This is a genomic window from Pseudomonas sp. 22189, assembly GCF_052045635.1.
In the GTDB taxonomy this organism is placed as follows: Bacteria; Pseudomonadota; Gammaproteobacteria; order Pseudomonadales; family Pseudomonadaceae; genus Aquipseudomonas; species Aquipseudomonas parakoreensis.
Window position 1 is genome coordinate 1 of record NZ_JBQEPG010000052.1, and the last position, 17,605, is coordinate 17,605.

The following is a 17,605-nucleotide window of genomic DNA, read 5'->3' on the forward strand; positions in this document are numbered from 1 at the left end:
GCTACGACGCCAGCGCCGACGGTACGACCGCCTTCACGGATAGCGAAACGCAGACCGTCTTCCATCGCGATGGTTTTGATCAGGGTAACAGTCATCTGAATGTTGTCACCTGGCATTACCATTTCAACGCCTTCTGGCAGCTCGCAGTTACCAGTCACGTCAGTAGTACGGAAGTAGAACTGTGGACGGTAGCCTTTGAAGAACGGAGTGTGACGACCGCCTTCTTCCTTGCTCAGAACGTAAACTTCTGCAGTGAACTTGGTGTGCGGCTTAACCGAACCTGGCTTGACCAGAACCTGACCACGCTCAACGTCGTCACGCTTGGTACCACGCAGCAGAACGCCGCAGTTCTCACCAGCACGACCTTCGTCGAGCAGCTTGCGGAACATCTCAACACCGGTGCAGGTGGTGGTGGTGGTGTCACGCAGACCAACGATTTCCAGTGCATCTTGAACGCGAACGATACCGCGCTCGATACGACCAGTCACAACAGTACCGCGACCCGAGATCGAGAACACGTCTTCGATTGGCATCAGGAATGGCTTGTCGATCATACGAACTGGTTCTGGGATGTAGCTGTCCAGAGTTTCAACCAGCTTCTTGACGGCAGTGGTGCCCATCTCGTTGTCGTCTTTGCCTTCCAGCGCCATACGAGCCGAACCGATGATGATTGGAGTGTCATCGCCCGGGAAGTCGTAGGTGGACAGCAGGTCGCGAACTTCCATCTCAACCAGTTCCAGCAGCTCAGCGTCGTCTACCAGGTCAGCCTTGTTCAGGAAAACCACGATGTACGGAACGCCTACCTGACGGGACAGCAGGATGTGCTCACGGGTTTGTGGCATCGGACCATCAGCGGCCGAGCAAACCAGGATAGCGCCGTCCATTTGAGCAGCACCGGTGATCATGTTCTTCACATAGTCAGCGTGACCTGGGCAGTCAACGTGAGCGTAGTGACGAATGTTCGAGTTGTACTCAACGTGCGCGGTGTTGATGGTGATACCGCGAGCTTTTTCTTCTGGAGCGCTGTCGATCTTGTCGAATTCAACTACGGCCGAACCGAAAACTTCGGAGCAGACGCGAGTCAGAGCAGCGGTCAGAGTGGTTTTACCGTGGTCAACGTGACCAATGGTGCCAACGTTGACGTGCGGTAGGGAACGATCAAATTTTTCTTTAGCCACGACAATTAACTCCTAGCCTAAAGGGGCTGAATCAGCCTTGTTTTTTGGTTACGGATTCGACGATGTGCGACGGAGCCGTATCGTATTTTTTGAATTCCATAGAGTAGCTTGCGCGACCCTGGGACATGGAACGAACGTCGGTCGCATAACCGAACATCTCACCCAGTGGAACCTCGGCACGGATAACCTTGCCGGACACTGTGTCTTCCATACCCTGGATCATGCCGCGACGACGGTTAAGGTCGCCCATCACATCACCCATATAGTCTTCAGGCGTAACAACCTCTACCGCCATGATCGGCTCGAGCAACTCACCACCACCCTTCTGGGCCAGTTGCTTGGTCGCCATGGAAGCAGCCACTTTAAACGCCATCTCGTTGGAGTCGACGTCGTGGTAAGAACCATCGAACACGGTAGCCTTCAGGCCGATAAGCGGATAGCCGGCAACAACGCCGTTCTTCATCTGCTCTTCGATACCCTTCTGGATAGCCGGGATGTATTCCTTAGGAACCACACCACCTACTACTTCGTTCAGGAATTGCAGACCTTCCTGACCTTCGTCAGCAGGAGCAAAACGGATCCAGCAGTGACCGAACTGGCCGCGACCGCCGGACTGGCGAACGAACTTGCCTTCGATTTCGCAGTTCTTCGTGATGCGCTCACGGTACGAAACTTGAGGCTTGCCGATGTTGGCTTCGACGTTGAACTCACGGCGCATCCGGTCAACCAAGATGTCCAGGTGCAACTCGCCCATGCCGGAGATGATCGTCTGACCAGTCTCTTCATCAGTCTTAACGCGGAAAGACGGGTCTTCCTGAGCCAGTTTGCCCAGTGCGATACCCATTTTTTCCTGGTCATCCTTGGTCTTAGGCTCTACGGCAACCGAAATAACCGGCTCCGGGAAGTCCATACGAACCAGGATGATTGGCTTGTCAGCGTTGCAGAGGGTTTCACCAGTGGTGACGTCCTTCATGCCGATCAGGGCCGCGATGTCGCCAGCGCGCACCTCCTTGATCTCTTCACGGGCGTTTGCGTGCATTTGCACCATACGACCCACGCGCTCTTTCTTGCCTTTAACCGAGTTGATCACGCCGTCGCCGGAGTTCAACACGCCCGAGTAAACACGGACGAAGGTCAAGGTACCCACGAATGGGTCAGTAGCGATTTTGAACGCCAGTGCCGCGAACGGCTCGTCGTCACTTGCGTGACGCTCCATTTCCTCTTCCTCGTTATCAGGGTTGGAACCCTTGATCGCAGGAATGTCGGTTGGAGCAGGCAGGAAGTCGATAACGGCGTCGAGAACCAGGGGAACGCCCTTGTTCTTGAACGAAGAACCGCACACAGCCAGAACGATTTCGCCAGCGATAGTGCGCTGACGCAGAGCAGCCTTGATCTCTTCGATCGACAGCTCTTCGCCTTCCAGGTACTTGTTCATCAGCTCTTCACTGGCTTCGGCCGCAGCCTCAACCATGTTGCTGCGCCACTCAGTAGCCAGCTCGAGCATGTCCGCAGGGATTTCCTTGCGAACAGGAACCATACCCTTGTCAGAGTCGTTCCAGTAAACAGCCTGCATGTTGATCAGGTCGATCTGGCCCTGGAAGTTGTCTTCCGAACCGATAGCCAGCTGAATCGGCACTGGAGTGTGACCCAGACGCTGTTTGATCTGACCGATCACGCGCAGGAAGTTGGCACCAGCACGGTCCATCTTGTTTACGTAAACAAGACGTGGAACACCGTATTTGTTGGCTTGACGCCATACGGTTTCCGACTGAGGCTCAACACCCGAAGTACCGCAGAATACAACGACAGCGCCGTCGAGTACGCGCAGGGAACGTTCAACTTCAATGGTGAAGTCTACGTGGCCCGGGGTATCGATGACGTTGAAGCGGTGTTCGTGAGGATACTGCTTCTCGGAACCTTTCCAGAAGGCGGTGATGGCAGCAGAAGTAATGGTAATACCACGCTCCTGCTCCTGCACCATCCAGTCTGTGGTCGCGGCGCCGTCATGCACCTCGCCCATTTTGTGACTTTTGCCAGTGTAAAAAAGGACGCGCTCGGTGGTGGTGGTTTTACCAGCATCCACGTGAGCGACGATACCGATGTTACGGTAGCGACTAATCGGAGTAGTACGAGCCATAAAGCCCTCGCAAAATTAGTGAAGCTAAAATTAGAAGCGGTAGTGCGAGAAAGCTTTGTTGGCTTCGGCCATACGGTGCACGTCTTCACGCTTCTTAACAGCAGCACCTTTACCTTCAGCAGCATCCAGCAGTTCGCCAGCCAAGCGCAGAGCCATAGACTTCTCGCCACGCTTACGGGCGAAGTCTACCAACCAGCGCATTGCCAGAGCGTTACGGCGGGAAGGACGAACCTCGACCGGAACCTGGTAAGTAGCACCACCAACGCGGCGCGACTTCACTTCGACCAGCGGAGCGATGGCGTCGAGTGCTTTTTCGAAGAGTTCCAGGGGATCGGTGCCGGCCTTACGAGCCTTCACGGTTTCCAGGGCACCATAAACGATACGCTCGGCAACGGCTTTCTTGCCGCTTTCCATAACGTGGTTCATGAATTTAGCGAGGATCTGGCTTCCGTATTTCGGATCGTCCAGAATCTCACGCTTTGCTGCTACGCGACGTCTTGGCATGATAAGCCCTCAAGCGGTCTTCAGGTTAGTTCGGGACAGATCCAGTGGATGCAAGCCCGACCTTACTCTTATCGACTCAATAAAATGAAAATCTGCAAAACGGCCGATTACTTCGGACGCTTGGTACCGTACTTCGAACGACCCTGGTTACGGCCTTTAACGCCGGAAGTATCCAAGGAGCCGCGAACGGTGTGGTAACGAACACCTGGCAAGTCTTTTACACGACCGCCGCGGATCAGTACCACGCTGTGCTCTTGCAGGTTGTGGCCTTCACCACCGATGTACGAGGAAACCTCGAAACCGTTGGTCAGACGCACACGGCATACTTTACGCAGTGCCGAGTTAGGTTTTTTCGGCGTAGTGGTGTACACACGGGTGCACACGCCACGACGTTGCGGGCAGTTCTGCAGCGCAGGTACGTCGGATTTCTCGACGATACGCTTACGCGGCTGACGTACCAGCTGGTTGATAGTTGCCATCTACTAGCTCCACTGTTGTCTTGCGACGCTATTGTCTTGCAAGAAAAGCAAAATGACAGGAACGGATTCCCGCCAAATTTAGGGGATCAAGAGTCTAAAGAGGATCTTGCCCCCAGTCAAGGCAAGGCCCCGACCTCCCCGCCCGTCGAACCTTGACAATTTGTCTCGATTCGACGAACGGAGCGATCAGGGCCTCAGCTCATTTACCGCAGAACTCAGTTACCGCTCGAGTTCAGCGCTTCGGTCAGTGCAGCTTCCACTTCACTGGCGCTTACGCGCAACGGTTTGTCCGCATCACGGCGACGCTTGCGCTCGCTGTGATATGCCAGACCGGTACCGGCCGGGATCAGACGACCCACGACCACGTTTTCTTTCAGGCCGCGCAGGTAGTCGCGCTTGCCGGTGACTGCCGCTTCGGTCAGTACGCGGGTGGTTTCCTGGAAGGAAGCCGCCGAGATGAACGATTCGGTGGACAACGACGCCTTGGTGATACCCAGCAGAACGCGAGTGAACTTGGAGACAAATTTGTCTTCCGCGTTCAGACGCTCGTTCTCTACCAGCACGTGAGTCAGTTCCATCTGGTCGCCCTTGATGAAGCTGGAATCGCCGGACTCGGAGATCTCAACTTTACGCAGCATCTGACGCAGGATGGTCTCGATGTGCTTATCGTTGATCTTCACGCCTTGCAGACGGTAAACGTCCTGGATCTCGTTCACGATGTACTTGGCCAGCGCGCTCACACCCAGCAGACGCAGGATGTCGTGCGGATCGCTTGGACCATCGGAGATAACTTCGCCGCGGTTAACCTGTTCGCCTTCGAACACGTTCAGGTGACGCCACTTCGGAATCAGCTCTTCGTACGGATCGCTACCGTCGTTCGGGGTAATAACCAGACGGCGCTTGCCTTTGGTCTCTTTACCGAACGCGATGGTGCCGCTGACTTCAGCCAGAATCGACGCTTCTTTCGGACGACGAGCTTCGAACAGGTCGGCAACACGAGGCAGACCACCGGTGATGTCGCGGGTTTTCGAAGTTTCTTGCGGGATACGAGCGATAACATCACCGATCGCGATCTTCGCACCGTCCGCAACACCGACCAGGGCGTTGGCTGGCAGGAAGTACTGAGCGATAACGTCAGTGCCTGGCAGCAACAGATCCTTGCCGTTGTCGTCGACCATCTTCACTGCTGGACGAATTTCCTTGCCCGCAGCTGGACGATCTTTCGCGTCGAGTACTTCAATGTTGGTCATACCGGTCAATTCGTCAGTCTGACGCTTGATCGTGATGCCTTCCTCCATGCCCACGTAGGTCACGGTACCTTTCATTTCGGTAACGATTGGGTGAGTGTGCGGATCCCACTTGGCCACGATTGCGCCAGCGTCGACCTTGTCACCTTCTTTAACCGAAATCACAGCACCGTACGGCAGCTTGTAACGCTCACGCTCACGACCGAAGTCATCAGCGATTGCCAGCTCACCGGAACGGGACACAGCAACCAGGTGGCCATCCACTCGCTCAACGTGTTTCAGGTTGTGCAGACGGACGGTACCGCCATTCTTCACCTGAACGCTGTCGGCTGCGGAAGTACGGCTTGCCGCACCACCAATGTGGAACGTACGCATCGTCAGCTGGGTACCCGGCTCACCGATGGACTGGGCAGCAATAACGCCGACCGCTTCGCCGATGTTCACCTGGTGACCACGAGCCAGATCACGGCCGTAGCACTTGGCGCAAATGCCATAGCGGGTTTCGCAGCTGATCGGCGAACGCACGATCACTTCGTCGATGCTGTTCAGCTCGATGAACTCGACCCACTTCTCGTCCACCAGAGTACCGGCAGGAACGATAACGTCCTCGGTGCCTGGCTTGAATACGTCACGGGCAATAACACGACCCAATACGCGCTCGCCCAACGGCTCTACAACGTCACCGCCTTCAATATGCGGAGTCATCAGCAGACCGTGTTCGGTGCCGCAATCGATCTCGGTTACAACCAGATCCTGCGCCACGTCTACCAGACGACGAGTCAGGTAACCGGAGTTCGCAGTTTTCAACGCGGTATCCGCCAGACCTTTACGAGCACCGTGAGTCGAGATGAAGTACTGGAGTACGCTCAGACCTTCACGGAAGTTCGCAGTAATCGGCGTTTCAATGATGGAACCGTCCGGCTTGGCCATCAGACCACGCATACCGGCCAGCTGACGAATCTGCGCAGCAGAACCCCGCGCACCCGAGTCGGCCATCATGTACATCGAGTTGAAGGACTCTTGGTCGACTTCGTCGCCGTGACGGTCGATGACTTTCTCTTTCGAGAGGTTGGCCATCATCGCCTTGGAAACTTCGTCGTTCGCCTTCGACCAAAGGTCGATCACTTTGTTGTACTTCTCGCCCTGGGTTACCAGGCCGGAGGCGTACTGGCTCTCGATCTCTTTCACTTCGTCGGTGGCTGCACCGATGATGCGGGCTTTTTCGTCCGGGATAACGAAGTCGTTAACACCGATGGAAACGCCGGAGATGGTCGAGTAAGCGAAACCGGTGTACATCAACTGGTCAGCGAAGATCACGGTCTCTTTCAGACCAACCACGCGGTAGCACTGGTTGATCAGCTTGGAGATCGCCTTTTTCTTCATCGGCAGGTTGACGACATCGTACGACAGACCTTTTGGCACAACCTGGAACAGCAGCGCACGGCCGACAGTGGTGTCGACGATACGAGTGTTGCTCACGCTGTTGCCGTCACGGTCGTTGACGGTTTCGTTGATACGAACCTTGACCTTGGCGTGCAGTGCGGCTTCGCCGGCACGGAACACACGGTCAACTTCCTGCAGATCCGCGAACACACGACCTTCGCCCTTGGCGTTGATCGCTTCACGAGTCATGTAGTACAGACCCAATACAACGTCCTGCGACGGAACGATGATTGGCTCACCGTTGGCTGGCGACAGAATGTTGTTGGTCGACATCATCAACGCACGCGCTTCGAGCTGGGCTTCCAGCGTCAGCGGTACGTGCACGGCCATTTGGTCGCCGTCGAAGTCGGCGTTGTACGCGGCGCAGACCAGAGGGTGCAGCTGGATAGCCTTACCTTCGATCAGTACCGGTTCAAACGCCTGGATACCCAGACGGTGAAGGGTCGGTGCACGGTTGAGAAGAACCGGGTGTTCGCGAATCACTTCAGCGAGAACGTCCCAAACCTCTGGCAGCTCGCGCTCGACCATCTTCTTGGCCGCTTTGATGGTGGTCGCGAGACCACGCATTTCCAGCTTGCCGAAAATGAACGGTTTGAACAGCTCGAGAGCCATCTTCTTCGGCAGACCGCACTGGTGCAGACGCAGGGTCGGGCCTACGGTAATTACCGAACGACCGGAGTAGTCAACACGCTTACCGAGCAAGTTCTGACGGAAACGACCTTGCTTACCCTTGATCATGTCAGCCAGGGATTTCAGAGGACGCTTGTTCGAACCGGTGATAGCGCGGCCACGACGACCGTTGTCGAGCAGTGCATCGACAGCTTCCTGCAACATACGCTTTTCGTTGCGCACGATGATGTCCGGAGCGGACAGATCCAGCAGGCGCTTCAAACGGTTGTTACGGTTGATCACTCGACGATACAGATCGTTGAGGTCGGAAGTCGCGAAACGACCGCCATCCAGCGGGACCAATGGACGCAGATCTGGCGGCAGAACCGGCAGAACGGTCAGCACCATCCACTCTGGCAGGTTGCCGGAGCCCTGGAAGGCCTCCATCAACTTCAGACGCTTGGACAGCTTCTTGATCTTGGTTTCCGAGTTGGTTTGCGGAATCTCTTCGCGCAGACGGCCAATCTCGTGCTCCAGGTCGATAGCGTGCAGCAGTTCACGGACAGCTTCAGCACCCATGCGGGCGTCGAAGTCATCACCGAACTCTTCCAGCGCTTCGAAGTACTGCTCGTCGTTCAGCAGCTGACCTTTTTCAAGGGTGGTCATGCCCGGATCGATAACGACGTAGCTCTCGAAGTAGAGAACGCGTTCGATATCACGCAGGGTCATGTCCATCAGCAGGCCGATACGGGACGGCAGCGATTTCAGGAACCAGATGTGGGCAACCGGCGAAGCCAGTTCGATGTGCGCCATGCGCTCACGACGAACCTTGGCCAGTGCGACTTCAACGCCGCACTTCTCGCAAATCACACCACGGTGCTTCAAGCGCTTGTACTTACCGCACAGGCACTCGTAATCCTTTACCGGGCCAAAGATCTTGGCGCAGAACAGACCGTCACGCTCAGGTTTGAACGTACGGTAGTTGATGGTTTCCGGCTTTTTAACTTCACCGAACGACCACGAGCGGATCATCTCAGGCGAGGCCAATCCGATACGGATGGCGTCGAACTCTTCGACTTGACCCTGGTTTTTCAGCAAATTCAGTAGGTCTTTCAAGGCCTTTCCTCCTGGCGGAGCAGAGAGCGGGCAGTCCTGCCCCGCTCTCGATCGCGTCACGTGTTATTCGGTTTCCAGATCGATATCGATGCCGAGGGAACGAATTTCCTTGATCAACACGTTGAAGGACTCGGGCATGCCCGGCTCCATACGGTGATCGCCATCCACGATGTTTTTGTACATCTTGGTACGGCCGTTCACATCGTCCGACTTCACTGTGAGCATTTCTTGCAGAGTGTAAGCAGCACCGTATGCTTCCAGTGCCCAGACCTCCATCTCCCCGAAACGCTGACCACCGAACTGCGCCTTACCACCCAGCGGCTGCTGGGTAACCAGGCTGTACGAACCGGTAGAACGCGCGTGCATCTTGTCGTCTACCAAGTGGTTCAGCTTCAGCATGTACATGTAGCCAACGGTAACTGGACGCTCGAACTTGTTGCCGGTACGGCCGTCAGTCAGCTGCATCTGGCCGCTTTCCGGCAGGTCTGCCAGTTTCAGCATGGCCTTGATTTCGCTTTCCTTGGCGCCGTCGAACACTGGAGTGGCCATTGGAACGCCGCCTCGCAGGTTCTTCGCCAGATCCAGGATTTCCTGATCGGAGAAGCTGTCCAGATCTTCGTTACGACCGCCAATCTGGTTGTAGATCTCGTCCAGGAAGGTGCGCAGCTCAGCGACTTTACGCTGCTCTTCGACCATCCGGTTGATCTTCTCGCCCAGACCTTTGGCCGCGAGACCCAGGTGGGTTTCAAGAATCTGACCAACGTTCATACGCGAAGGTACGCCCAACGGGTTGAGGACCACGTCGACCGGAGTGCCATTGGCATCGTGCGGCATGTCTTCAACCGGCATGATCACGGAGACCACACCTTTGTTACCGTGACGACCGGCCATCTTGTCGCCCGGCTGGATGCGACGACGGATTGCCAGGTAAACCTTGACGATTTTCAGCACGCCTGGAGCCAGGTCATCGCCCTGCTGCAGTTTGCGCTTCTTGTCTTCGAACTTGTCGTCCAGCAGACGGCGACGATCAACGATGTAGGCCTGAGCCTTCTCGAGCTGCTCGTTCAGAGCATCTTCAGCCATGCGCAGTTTGAACCACTGACCATGCTCAAGACCGTCGAGAACTTCGTCGGTGATGTCCTGACCTTTCTTCAGACCGGCGCCGCCTTCAGCCTTGTGGCCTACCAGAGCGGAGCGCAGACGTTCGAAGGTCGCGCCTTCTACGATACGGAACTCTTCGTTCAAATCCTTGCGGATCTCGTCCAGCTGGGACTTCTCGATCGACAGAGCACGAGCATCACGCTCAACGCCGTCGCGGGTGAAGACCTGTACGTCGATGACAGTACCTTTGGTACCGGTAGGTACACGCAGGGAGGTGTCTTTAACGTCGCTGGCTTTTTCACCGAAGATCGCACGCAGCAGTTTTTCTTCCGGAGTCAGTTGAGTCTCGCCTTTCGGAGTGACTTTACCGACCAGGATGTCGCCTGCGCCTACTTCAGCACCTACGTAAACGATACCGGCTTCGTCCAGCTTGTTCAGTGCAGCCTCACCCACGTTCGGGATGTCCGCAGTGATTTCCTCTGGGCCAAGCTTGGTGTCACGCGCCACACAGGTCAGTTCCTGAATGTGGATCGTGGTGAAACGGTCTTCCTGAACCACACGCTCGGACAGGCAGATGGAGTCTTCGAAGTTGAAGCCGTTCCATGCCATAAACGCGATGCGCATGTTCTGACCCAGCGCCAGTTCACCCATGTCGGTGGACGGGCCGTCGGCCATGATGTCGCTACGCTGAACGCGATCACCCTTGCTCACCAGCGGACGCTGGTTGATGCAGGTGTTCTGGTTCGAGCGGGTGTATTTGGTCAGGTTGTAGATGTCGACACCGGCCTCACCGGTTTCAACTTCGTCATCGGCAACACGAACCACGATACGGCTGGCATCAACGGAATCGATCACGCCGCCACGACGAGCCACGACGCAAACGCCGGAGTCGCGAGCCACGTTACGCTCCATGCCGGTACCGACCAGCGGCTTGTCAGCGCGCAGGGTTGGTACAGCTTGACGCTGCATGTTCGAACCCATCAACGCACGGTTGGCGTCGTCGTGCTCGAGGAACGGAATCAGCGACGCTGCAACCGAAACTACCTGCTTCGGCGAAACGTCCATCAAGGTGACGTCTTCCGGCGCCTTGACGGTGAATTCGTTCAGGTGACGTACGGCTACCAGTTCGTCGATCAGGACTTTCTGCTCGTTCATGGTCGCCGAAGCCTGCGCGATCACGTGATCGGCTTCTTCAATAGCGGACAGGAACACGATCTCGTCGGTGACCACACCCTCTTTCACCACACGGTACGGGCTTTCCAGGAAGCCGTACTGGTTGGTGCGAGCGTACGCAGCCAAGGAGTTGATCAGACCGATGTTCGGACCTTCCGGCGTTTCAATCGGGCAGACACGACCGTAGTGAGTCGGGTGTACGTCACGGACTTCGAAGCCCGCGCGCTCACGAGTCAGACCGCCAGGGCCGAGTGCAGAGACACGACGCTTGTGGGTAATCTCGGACAACGGGTTGTTCTGGTCCATGAACTGCGACAGCTGGCTGGAACCGAAGAACTCTTTCACCGCCGCAGCCACTGGCTTGGCGTTGATCAGGTCTTGCGGCATCAGGCCTTCGCTTTCGGCCATCGACAGACGCTCTTTGACCGCACGCTCAACACGTACCAGGCCAACGCGGAACTGGTTCTCGGCCATTTCGCCTACGCAGCGAACACGACGGTTACCCAGGTGGTCGATGTCATCGACGATGCCTTTACCGTTACGGATGTCGACCAGAGTCTTCAGGACCGCGACGATGTCTTCCTTGCACAGCACGCCCGAACCTTCGATTTCGGTACGACCGATACGACGGTTGAACTTCATCCGGCCGACCGCAGACAGGTCATAGCGCTCAGGGCTGAAGAACAGGTTGTTGAACAGGGTTTCGGCAGCGTCTTTGGTTGGCGGCTCGCCTGGACGCATCATGCGATAGATCTCGACCAGCGCTTCCAATTGGTTGCTGGTGGAGTCGATCTTCAGCGTGTCGGAGATGAACGGACCGCAGTCGATGTCGTTGGTGTACAGAGTTTCAATGCGAACAACGCCCGCCTTGGCGATTTTCGCCAGGACTTCGGTCGACAGCTCGGTGTTGCACTCTGCCAGGATTTCGCCGGTAGCCGGATGCACGATGACCTTGGCGGTAGTGCGACCCAGAACGTAGTCCAGAGGCACGTCCAGCTCTTTGATCCCGGCTTTTTCCAGCTGGTTGATGTGGCGGGCAGTAATACGACGGCCCTGCTCGACAATCACCTTGCCTTTATCGTCCTGGATATCAAGGACAGCCACTTCACCGCGCAGGCGCTGAGGCACCAGTTCCAGGCTCAGGCCTTCGCCTTTAACGTGGAATACGTTGGTGGTGTAGAAAGCGTCCAGCACTTCTTCGGTGGTGTAGCCGAGCGCGCGCAGCAGTACCGAGGCCGGCAGCTTGCGACGACGGTCGATACGCACGAATACGCAGTCTTTCGGGTCGAACTCGAAATCCAGCCACGAACCGCGGTAAGGAATGATGCGCGCGGAGTACAGCAGTTTACCGGAGCTGTGCGTCTTGCCGCGGTCGTGGTCGAAGAACACGCCCGGGGAACGGTGCAGCTGGGAAACGATAACACGCTCGGTACCGTTGATTACGAAGGTACCGTTCTCAGTCATCAATGGGATTTCGCCCATGTAGACTTCTTGCTCTTTGATGTCCTTGATCGCTTTGTTCGACGATTCTTTGTCGAAAATGATCAGGCGCACTTTTACCCGCAAAGGTACGGCGAAAGTTACACCGCGCAATACGCATTCTTTGACATCAAATGCCGGTTCGCCCAAGCGATAACCGACGTACTCCAGCGCAGCATTGCCGGAGTAGCTGATGATCGGGAAAACGGATTTGAAGGCCGCATGCAGGCCCACGTCGCGGAACTGATCTTTAGTCGCTCCCGCTTGCAAGAATTCACGATACGAATCCAGCTGGATGGCCAGGAGGTACGGCACATCCATGACGTCCGGCAACTTGCTAAAGTCCTTGCGGATACGTTTTTTCTCAGTATATGAGTAAGCCATCAGCGTTCCCCAGCTTGGTCACCTGCTTGTTTGGCCCCTCCCGACGGGAGCAGCCAGAAAATCGTGCAAACCCCATGGTTTGCGCCACCGCATCGGGTGGTTACAGCGCCTTTATCAGCACCGACCCAGTCGGCTGCCAATAACGGAAAAAGGCCGGTGGCAAGAGCCACCAGCCATCAGCCTGTCGCTTGACGCTCGGGCTGGAGGAGCAAAGTCGATACTTATTTCAGCTCGACTTTAGCGCCTGCTTCTTCCAGCTTCTTCTTAGCGTCTTCAGCAGCTTCTTTCGAAACGCCTTCAGCTACAACCTGAGGAGCGCCATCTACTTTCTCTTTGGCTTCTTTCAGGCCCAGACCGGTCAGTTCACGAACTGCCTTGATCACGTTTACTTTCTTCTCGCCGGCTTCAACCAGGACAACGTTGAACTCGGTTTGCTCTTCAACAGCAGCAGCAGCTACAGCTGGGCCAGCCGAAGCGGCAGCAGCGGTAACGCCGAAGGTTTCTTCCATCGCTTTGATCAGCTCAACGATTTCCACTACGGATTTCTGGCCGATTGCTTCGATGATTTGTTCGTTAGTCAGAGACATGACTCAATTCCTGAATTGGGGGACGGCCTACGCGACCATCGAAATAAACAAAAAACGCGAGAAGTTGACGAGCCTTAGGCTGCGGCAGCTTCTTTCTGGTCGCGAATTGCCGCCAGAGTACGAGCCAATTTGCTGGTAGCGCCTTGAATCACGCTCATCAGCTGAGAAATTGCTTCGTCACGGGTCGGCAGAGTTGCCAGTACGTCGATCTGATTAGCTGCGAGGAACTTGCCCTCGAACGCAGCTGCCTTGATCTCGAACTTGTCCTGACCCTTGGCAAACTCTTTGAAGATACGGGCAGCAGCGCCCGGATGTTCGTTCGAGAATGCAATCAGGGTCGGGCCGGTGAACACGTCGTTGAGGACACTGTATTCAGTGTCAGCAACAGCGCGCTTGAGCAGGGTGTTACGTACAACACGTACGTAAACGCCAGCTTCACGAGCCTCTTTACGGAGTCCGGTCATTGCGCCTACTGTTACGCCACGGGCATCAACCACGACAGCGGACAGAGCGACTTTGGCAGCCTCGTTGACTTCAGCGACGATGGCCTTCTTGTCTTCGAGATTAATTGCCACGGGTTTAACTCCTGCTTGTTACCGTTTCACTCGGTCGAAACCGAATGTCGTTTTGGTGTCTGATTCGGTAAGGAACCGGGAGCACCATCTGCGTAGGCTTATGGTTTAAGACTTGCGTCGCCTACGGTCTTGGATAGCCCCCGCCAGGCAGGGACCCCAATCTTTCAATTGGCGCAATCAAATGCGCCAACCTTTGTCTTACGCGTCCAGCGAGCTCTGGTCGATAACCAGACCTGGGCCCATAGTGGTGCTCAGGGTAACGCGCTTGACGTAGATACCTTTCGAAGAAGCTGGCTTGATACGCTTCAGATCAGCGATCAGGGCTTCAACGTTTTCCTTCAGCTTGACGGCATCGAAGCCGATCTTGCCAACGGAAGTGTGGATGATGCCGTTTTTGTCGGTGCGATAACGAACCTGACCAGCCTTGGCGTTTTTAACTGCGGTAGCTACGTCTGGAGTTACGGTGCCGACTTTCGGGTTAGGCATCAGGCCACGTGGACCGAGGATCTGACCCAGTTGACCTACAACGCGCATGGCATCCGGGGATGCAATCACTACGTCATAGTTCAGGTCGCCGCCTTTCATTTCGGCAGCCAGGTCGTCCATACCTACACGGTCAGCGCCGGCAGCCAGAGCGGCCTCAGCAGCTGGACCCTGGGTGAACACAGCAACGCGAACGGTCTTGCCAGTGCCGTGTGGCAGCACAGTAGCGCTACGAACAACCTGGTCGGATTTACGCGGGTCTACACCCAGGTTTACAGCAACGTCGAACGACTCGCTGAACTTGACAGTCGACAGCTCAGCCAGCAGAGCAGCAGCGTCTACAATGTTGTAGGCCTTGCCTGCTTCGATTTTGCCGGCGATAGCCTTTTGACGCTTGGTCAGCTTAGCCATTACACACCCTCCACGTTAAGGCCCATGCTACGAGCAGAACCGGCGATAGTACGCACGGCTGCATCCATATCAGCTGCAGTCAGATCCGCGTTTTTGGTTTTCGCGATTTCTTCCAGCTGAGCACGGGTAACAGTGCCAACCTTAACAGTGTTCGGACGAGCGGAACCGCTAGTCAGACCGGCCGCCTTCTTCAGCAGAACCGAAGCAGGGGTGGATTTGGTTTCGAAAGTGAAGCTACGGTCGCTGTAGACAGTGATGATCACTGGAGTCGGCAGACCTGCTTCCAGACCCTGAGTACGGGCGTTGAAAGCCTTGCAGAATTCCATGATGTTCACGCCGTGCTGACCCAGAGCAGGACCAACAGGTGGGCTTGGGTTAGCCTGAGCGGCCTTCACTTGCAGCTTGATGTAAGCGGTAATCTTCTTGGCCATGAGGCACTCCAATTACGGGTTCGAACGCCTCGAAAGGCTCCCCGGTTACTTGCGCGTTTATCCCAGTGACGACAAAACCCCACAGCCTAGGGCTGCGGGGTTGGGATGCTTGTTCAATTAGACCTTTTCGACCTGACTGAACTCTAACTCTACCGGGGTAGAGCGACCGAAAATAAGCACTGCCACCTGGACACGGCTCTTTTCGTAGTTAACTTCTTCGACGGTGCCGTTAAAGTCAGCGAACGGACCATCGGTAACACGAACCACCTCACCCGGCTCAAACAGAGTCTTCGGCTTCGGCTTATCACTACCATCGGCCACGCGACGTAGAATGGCTTCCGCCTCTTTGTCGGTGATTGGAGCAGGCTTGTCGGCGGTACCGCCAATGAAGCCCATCACCCGAGGAGTATCCTTGACCAAGTGCCAAGTACCCTCGTTCATATCCATCTGTACCAGCACATAACCTGGGAAGAACTTACGTTCGCTTTTGCGCTTCTGGCCATTACGCATTTCAACCACTTCTTCAGTGGGAACCAGAATTTCGCCGAAGCCATCTTCCATGCCAGCCAGCTTAACGCGCTCAATCAGCGAGCGCATGACATGCTTCTCGTAACCCGAGTAAGCATGCACAACGTACCAACGCTTAGCCACGGGACACCCTTAGCCGACAATCAAGGAAACAAGCCAGCCGAGCAGGGAATCAACACCCCACAACAGCAACGCCATAACGATAACCACAGCAACAACAATCAACGTTGTCTGCGTAGTTTCCTGGCGAGTTGGCCATACGACTTTACGAATCTCGGTGCGCGCTTCCTTAACCAGTACGAAGAACGACTTGCCCTTTGCAGTCTGCAGGCCTACAAAGGCAGCAACAGCAGCAATCACGAGCAGTGCGAGTACACGGTACAGGATCGGCGAAGCAGCGTAATACTGATTGCCAACTACACCCACAACCACCAAAGCAGCTACCACAAGCCACTTTAGCAGATCGAAGCGAGAGCCTTGAGCTTCAGCCTTAGGAGTCATCTGTGAAGATCCTGTGAAAAGAAAGCCAGACACACCGAGTGAATCTGGCAGGTCAGGAGGGAATCGAACCCCCAACCTACGGTTTTGGAGACCGTCGCTCTGCCAATTGAGCTACTGACCTAAAACAAAATCAGGCCGACCATTATGCCGGCCCGAAAAATACATTACAACCGTTTATTCGATGATTTTGGCTACGACGCCAGCGCCGACGGTACGACCGCCTTCACGGATAGCGAAACGCAGACCGTCTTCCATCGCGATGGTTTTGATCAGGGTAACAGTCATCTGAATGTTGTCACCTGGCATTACCATTTCAACGCCTTCTGGCAGCTCGCAGTTACCAGTCACGTCAGTAGTACGGAAGTAGAACTGTGGACGGTAGCCTTTGAAGAACGGAGTGTGACGACCGCCTTCTTCCTTGCTCAGAACGTAAACTTCTGCAGTGAACTTGGTGTGCGGCTTAACCGAACCTGGCTTGACCAGAACCTGACCACGCTCAACGTCGTCACGCTTGGTACCACGCAGCAGAACGCCGCAGTTCTCACCAGCACGACCTTCGTCGAGCAGCTTGCGGAACATCTCAACACCGGTGCAGGTGGTGGTGGTGGTGTCACGCAGACCAACGATTTCCAGTGCATCTTGAACGCGAACGATACCGCGCTCGATACGACCAGTCACAACAGTACCGCGACCCGAGATCGAGAACACGTCTTCGATTGGCATCAGGAATGGCTTGTCGATCATACGAACTGGTTCTGGGATGTAGCTGTCCAGAGTTTCAACCAGCTTCTTGACGGCAGTGGTGCCCATCTCGTTGTCGTCTTTGCCTTCCAGCGCCATACGAGCCGAACCGATGATGATTGGAGTGTCATCGCCCGGGAAGTCGTAGGTGGACAGCAGGTCGCGAACTTCCATCTCAACCAGTTCCAGCAGCTCAGCGTCGTCTACCAGGTCAGCCTTGTTCAGGAAAACCACGATGTACGGAACGCCTACCTGACGGGACAGCAGGATGTGCTCACGGGTTTGTGGCATCGGACCATCAGCGGCCGAGCAAACCAGGATAGCGCCGTCCATTTGAGCAGCACCGGTGATCATGTTCTTCACATAGTCAGCGTGACCTGGGCAGTCAACGTGAGCGTAGTGACGAATGTTCGAGTTGTACTCAACGTGCGCGGTGTTGATGGTGATACCGCGAGCTTTTTCTTCTGGAGCGCTGTCGATCTTGTCGAATTCAACTAC

13 protein-coding genes and 1 tRNA gene are annotated in these 17,605 nt (G+C 55.7%); all 14 read right to left on the bottom strand.

Annotated elements, in window-relative coordinates:
- On the bottom strand, positions 1-1,178 hold a 1,178-nt coding region (tuf, locus tag ACTJKS_RS27640), incomplete at its 3' end, for an elongation factor Tu (RefSeq protein WP_440829043.1).
- Positions 1,179-1,209: 31 nt separating this feature from the next.
- Positions 1,210-3,315: an elongation factor G gene (gene fusA / locus ACTJKS_RS27645; protein WP_047296931.1), complete on the bottom strand. Its 2,106-nt coding sequence runs from the start codon at positions 3,313-3,315 to the stop codon at positions 1,210-1,212.
- A gap of 30 nt (positions 3,316-3,345) precedes the next feature.
- The gene (rpsG, locus tag ACTJKS_RS27650; protein ID WP_003228745.1) at positions 3,346-3,819 is read right to left on the bottom strand and encodes a 30S ribosomal protein S7; all 474 of its coding nucleotides are present in this window, start codon (positions 3,817-3,819) and stop codon (positions 3,346-3,348) included.
- A 107-nt stretch (positions 3,820-3,926) separates the two neighbouring features.
- Positions 3,927-4,298 (bottom strand): 30S ribosomal protein S12, encoded by a 372-nt coding sequence (gene rpsL / locus ACTJKS_RS27655; RefSeq protein WP_003186084.1) that lies wholly within the window; start codon positions 4,296-4,298, stop codon positions 3,927-3,929.
- A 215-nt stretch (positions 4,299-4,513) separates the two neighbouring features.
- Entirely contained in the window at positions 4,514-8,713 is a 4,200-nt protein-coding gene (gene rpoC, locus ACTJKS_RS27660) for a DNA-directed RNA polymerase subunit beta' (RefSeq protein WP_041074962.1), read from the bottom strand.
- A 63-nt stretch (positions 8,714-8,776) separates the two neighbouring features.
- On the bottom strand, positions 8,777-12,850 hold the full coding sequence (gene rpoB, locus ACTJKS_RS27665) for a DNA-directed RNA polymerase subunit beta (protein ID WP_027614262.1): 4,074 nt from the start codon (positions 12,848-12,850) through the stop codon (positions 8,777-8,779).
- Between the two features lie 221 nt (positions 12,851-13,071).
- Positions 13,072-13,437: a 50S ribosomal protein L7/L12 gene (gene rplL / locus ACTJKS_RS27670; RefSeq protein ID WP_041074960.1), complete on the bottom strand. Its 366-nt coding sequence runs from the start codon at positions 13,435-13,437 to the stop codon at positions 13,072-13,074.
- A 74-nt stretch (positions 13,438-13,511) separates the two neighbouring features.
- Complete coding sequence (gene rplJ, locus ACTJKS_RS27675; RefSeq protein ID WP_003228752.1) at positions 13,512-14,012, bottom strand: 50S ribosomal protein L10; 501 nt, start codon at positions 14,010-14,012, stop codon at positions 13,512-13,514.
- A 198-nt stretch (positions 14,013-14,210) separates the two neighbouring features.
- Complete coding sequence (gene rplA, locus ACTJKS_RS27680; RefSeq protein WP_003228754.1) at positions 14,211-14,906, bottom strand: 50S ribosomal protein L1; 696 nt, start codon at positions 14,904-14,906, stop codon at positions 14,211-14,213.
- The gene (gene rplK / locus ACTJKS_RS27685; protein ID WP_003228756.1) at positions 14,906-15,337 is read right to left on the bottom strand and encodes a 50S ribosomal protein L11; all 432 of its coding nucleotides are present in this window, start codon (positions 15,335-15,337) and stop codon (positions 14,906-14,908) included. Before rplK ends, rplA begins: the two co-directional genes overlap by 1 nt.
- Before the next feature lie 117 nt (positions 15,338-15,454).
- Positions 15,455-15,988: a transcription termination/antitermination protein NusG gene (nusG, locus tag ACTJKS_RS27690; protein ID WP_025113545.1), complete on the bottom strand. Its 534-nt coding sequence runs from the start codon at positions 15,986-15,988 to the stop codon at positions 15,455-15,457.
- Positions 15,989-15,997: 9 nt separating this feature from the next.
- Positions 15,998-16,366 carry a preprotein translocase subunit SecE gene (gene secE, locus ACTJKS_RS27695; RefSeq protein WP_041074957.1) on the bottom strand — a complete coding sequence of 123 codons (369 nt, stop codon included), beginning with the start codon at positions 16,364-16,366 and terminating at the stop codon, positions 15,998-16,000.
- A gap of 45 nt (positions 16,367-16,411) precedes the next feature.
- A tRNA-Trp gene (locus tag ACTJKS_RS27700) sits at positions 16,412-16,487 on the bottom strand.
- Positions 16,488-16,540: 53 nt separating this feature from the next.
- Positions 16,541-17,605, bottom strand: a 1,065-nt coding sequence (gene tuf, locus ACTJKS_RS27705) for an elongation factor Tu (protein ID WP_440828804.1), incomplete at its 5' end; no start/stop codon positions are given.

Coding starts and splice junctions, on each gene's coding strand:
- fusA (WP_047296931.1), bottom strand. CDS start 3,315: ATGGCTCGTACTACTCCGATTAGTCGCTACCGTAACATCGGTATCGTC.
- rpsG (WP_003228745.1), bottom strand. CDS start 3,819: ATGCCAAGACGTCGCGTAGCAGCAAAGCGTGAGATTCTGGACGATCCG.
- rpsL (WP_003186084.1), bottom strand. CDS start 4,298: ATGGCAACTATCAACCAGCTGGTACGTCAGCCGCGTAAGCGTATCGTC.
- rpoB (WP_027614262.1), bottom strand. CDS start 12,850: ATGGCTTACTCATATACTGAGAAAAAACGTATCCGCAAGGACTTTAGC.
- rplL (WP_041074960.1), bottom strand. CDS start 13,437: ATGTCTCTGACTAACGAACAAATCATCGAAGCAATCGGCCAGAAATCC.
- rplA (WP_003228754.1), bottom strand. CDS start 14,906: ATGGCTAAGCTGACCAAGCGTCAAAAGGCTATCGCCGGCAAAATCGAA.
- rplK (WP_003228756.1), bottom strand. CDS start 15,337: ATGGCCAAGAAGATTACCGCTTACATCAAGCTGCAAGTGAAGGCCGCT.
- secE (WP_041074957.1), bottom strand. CDS start 16,366: ATGACTCCTAAGGCTGAAGCTCAAGGCTCTCGCTTCGATCTGCTAAAG.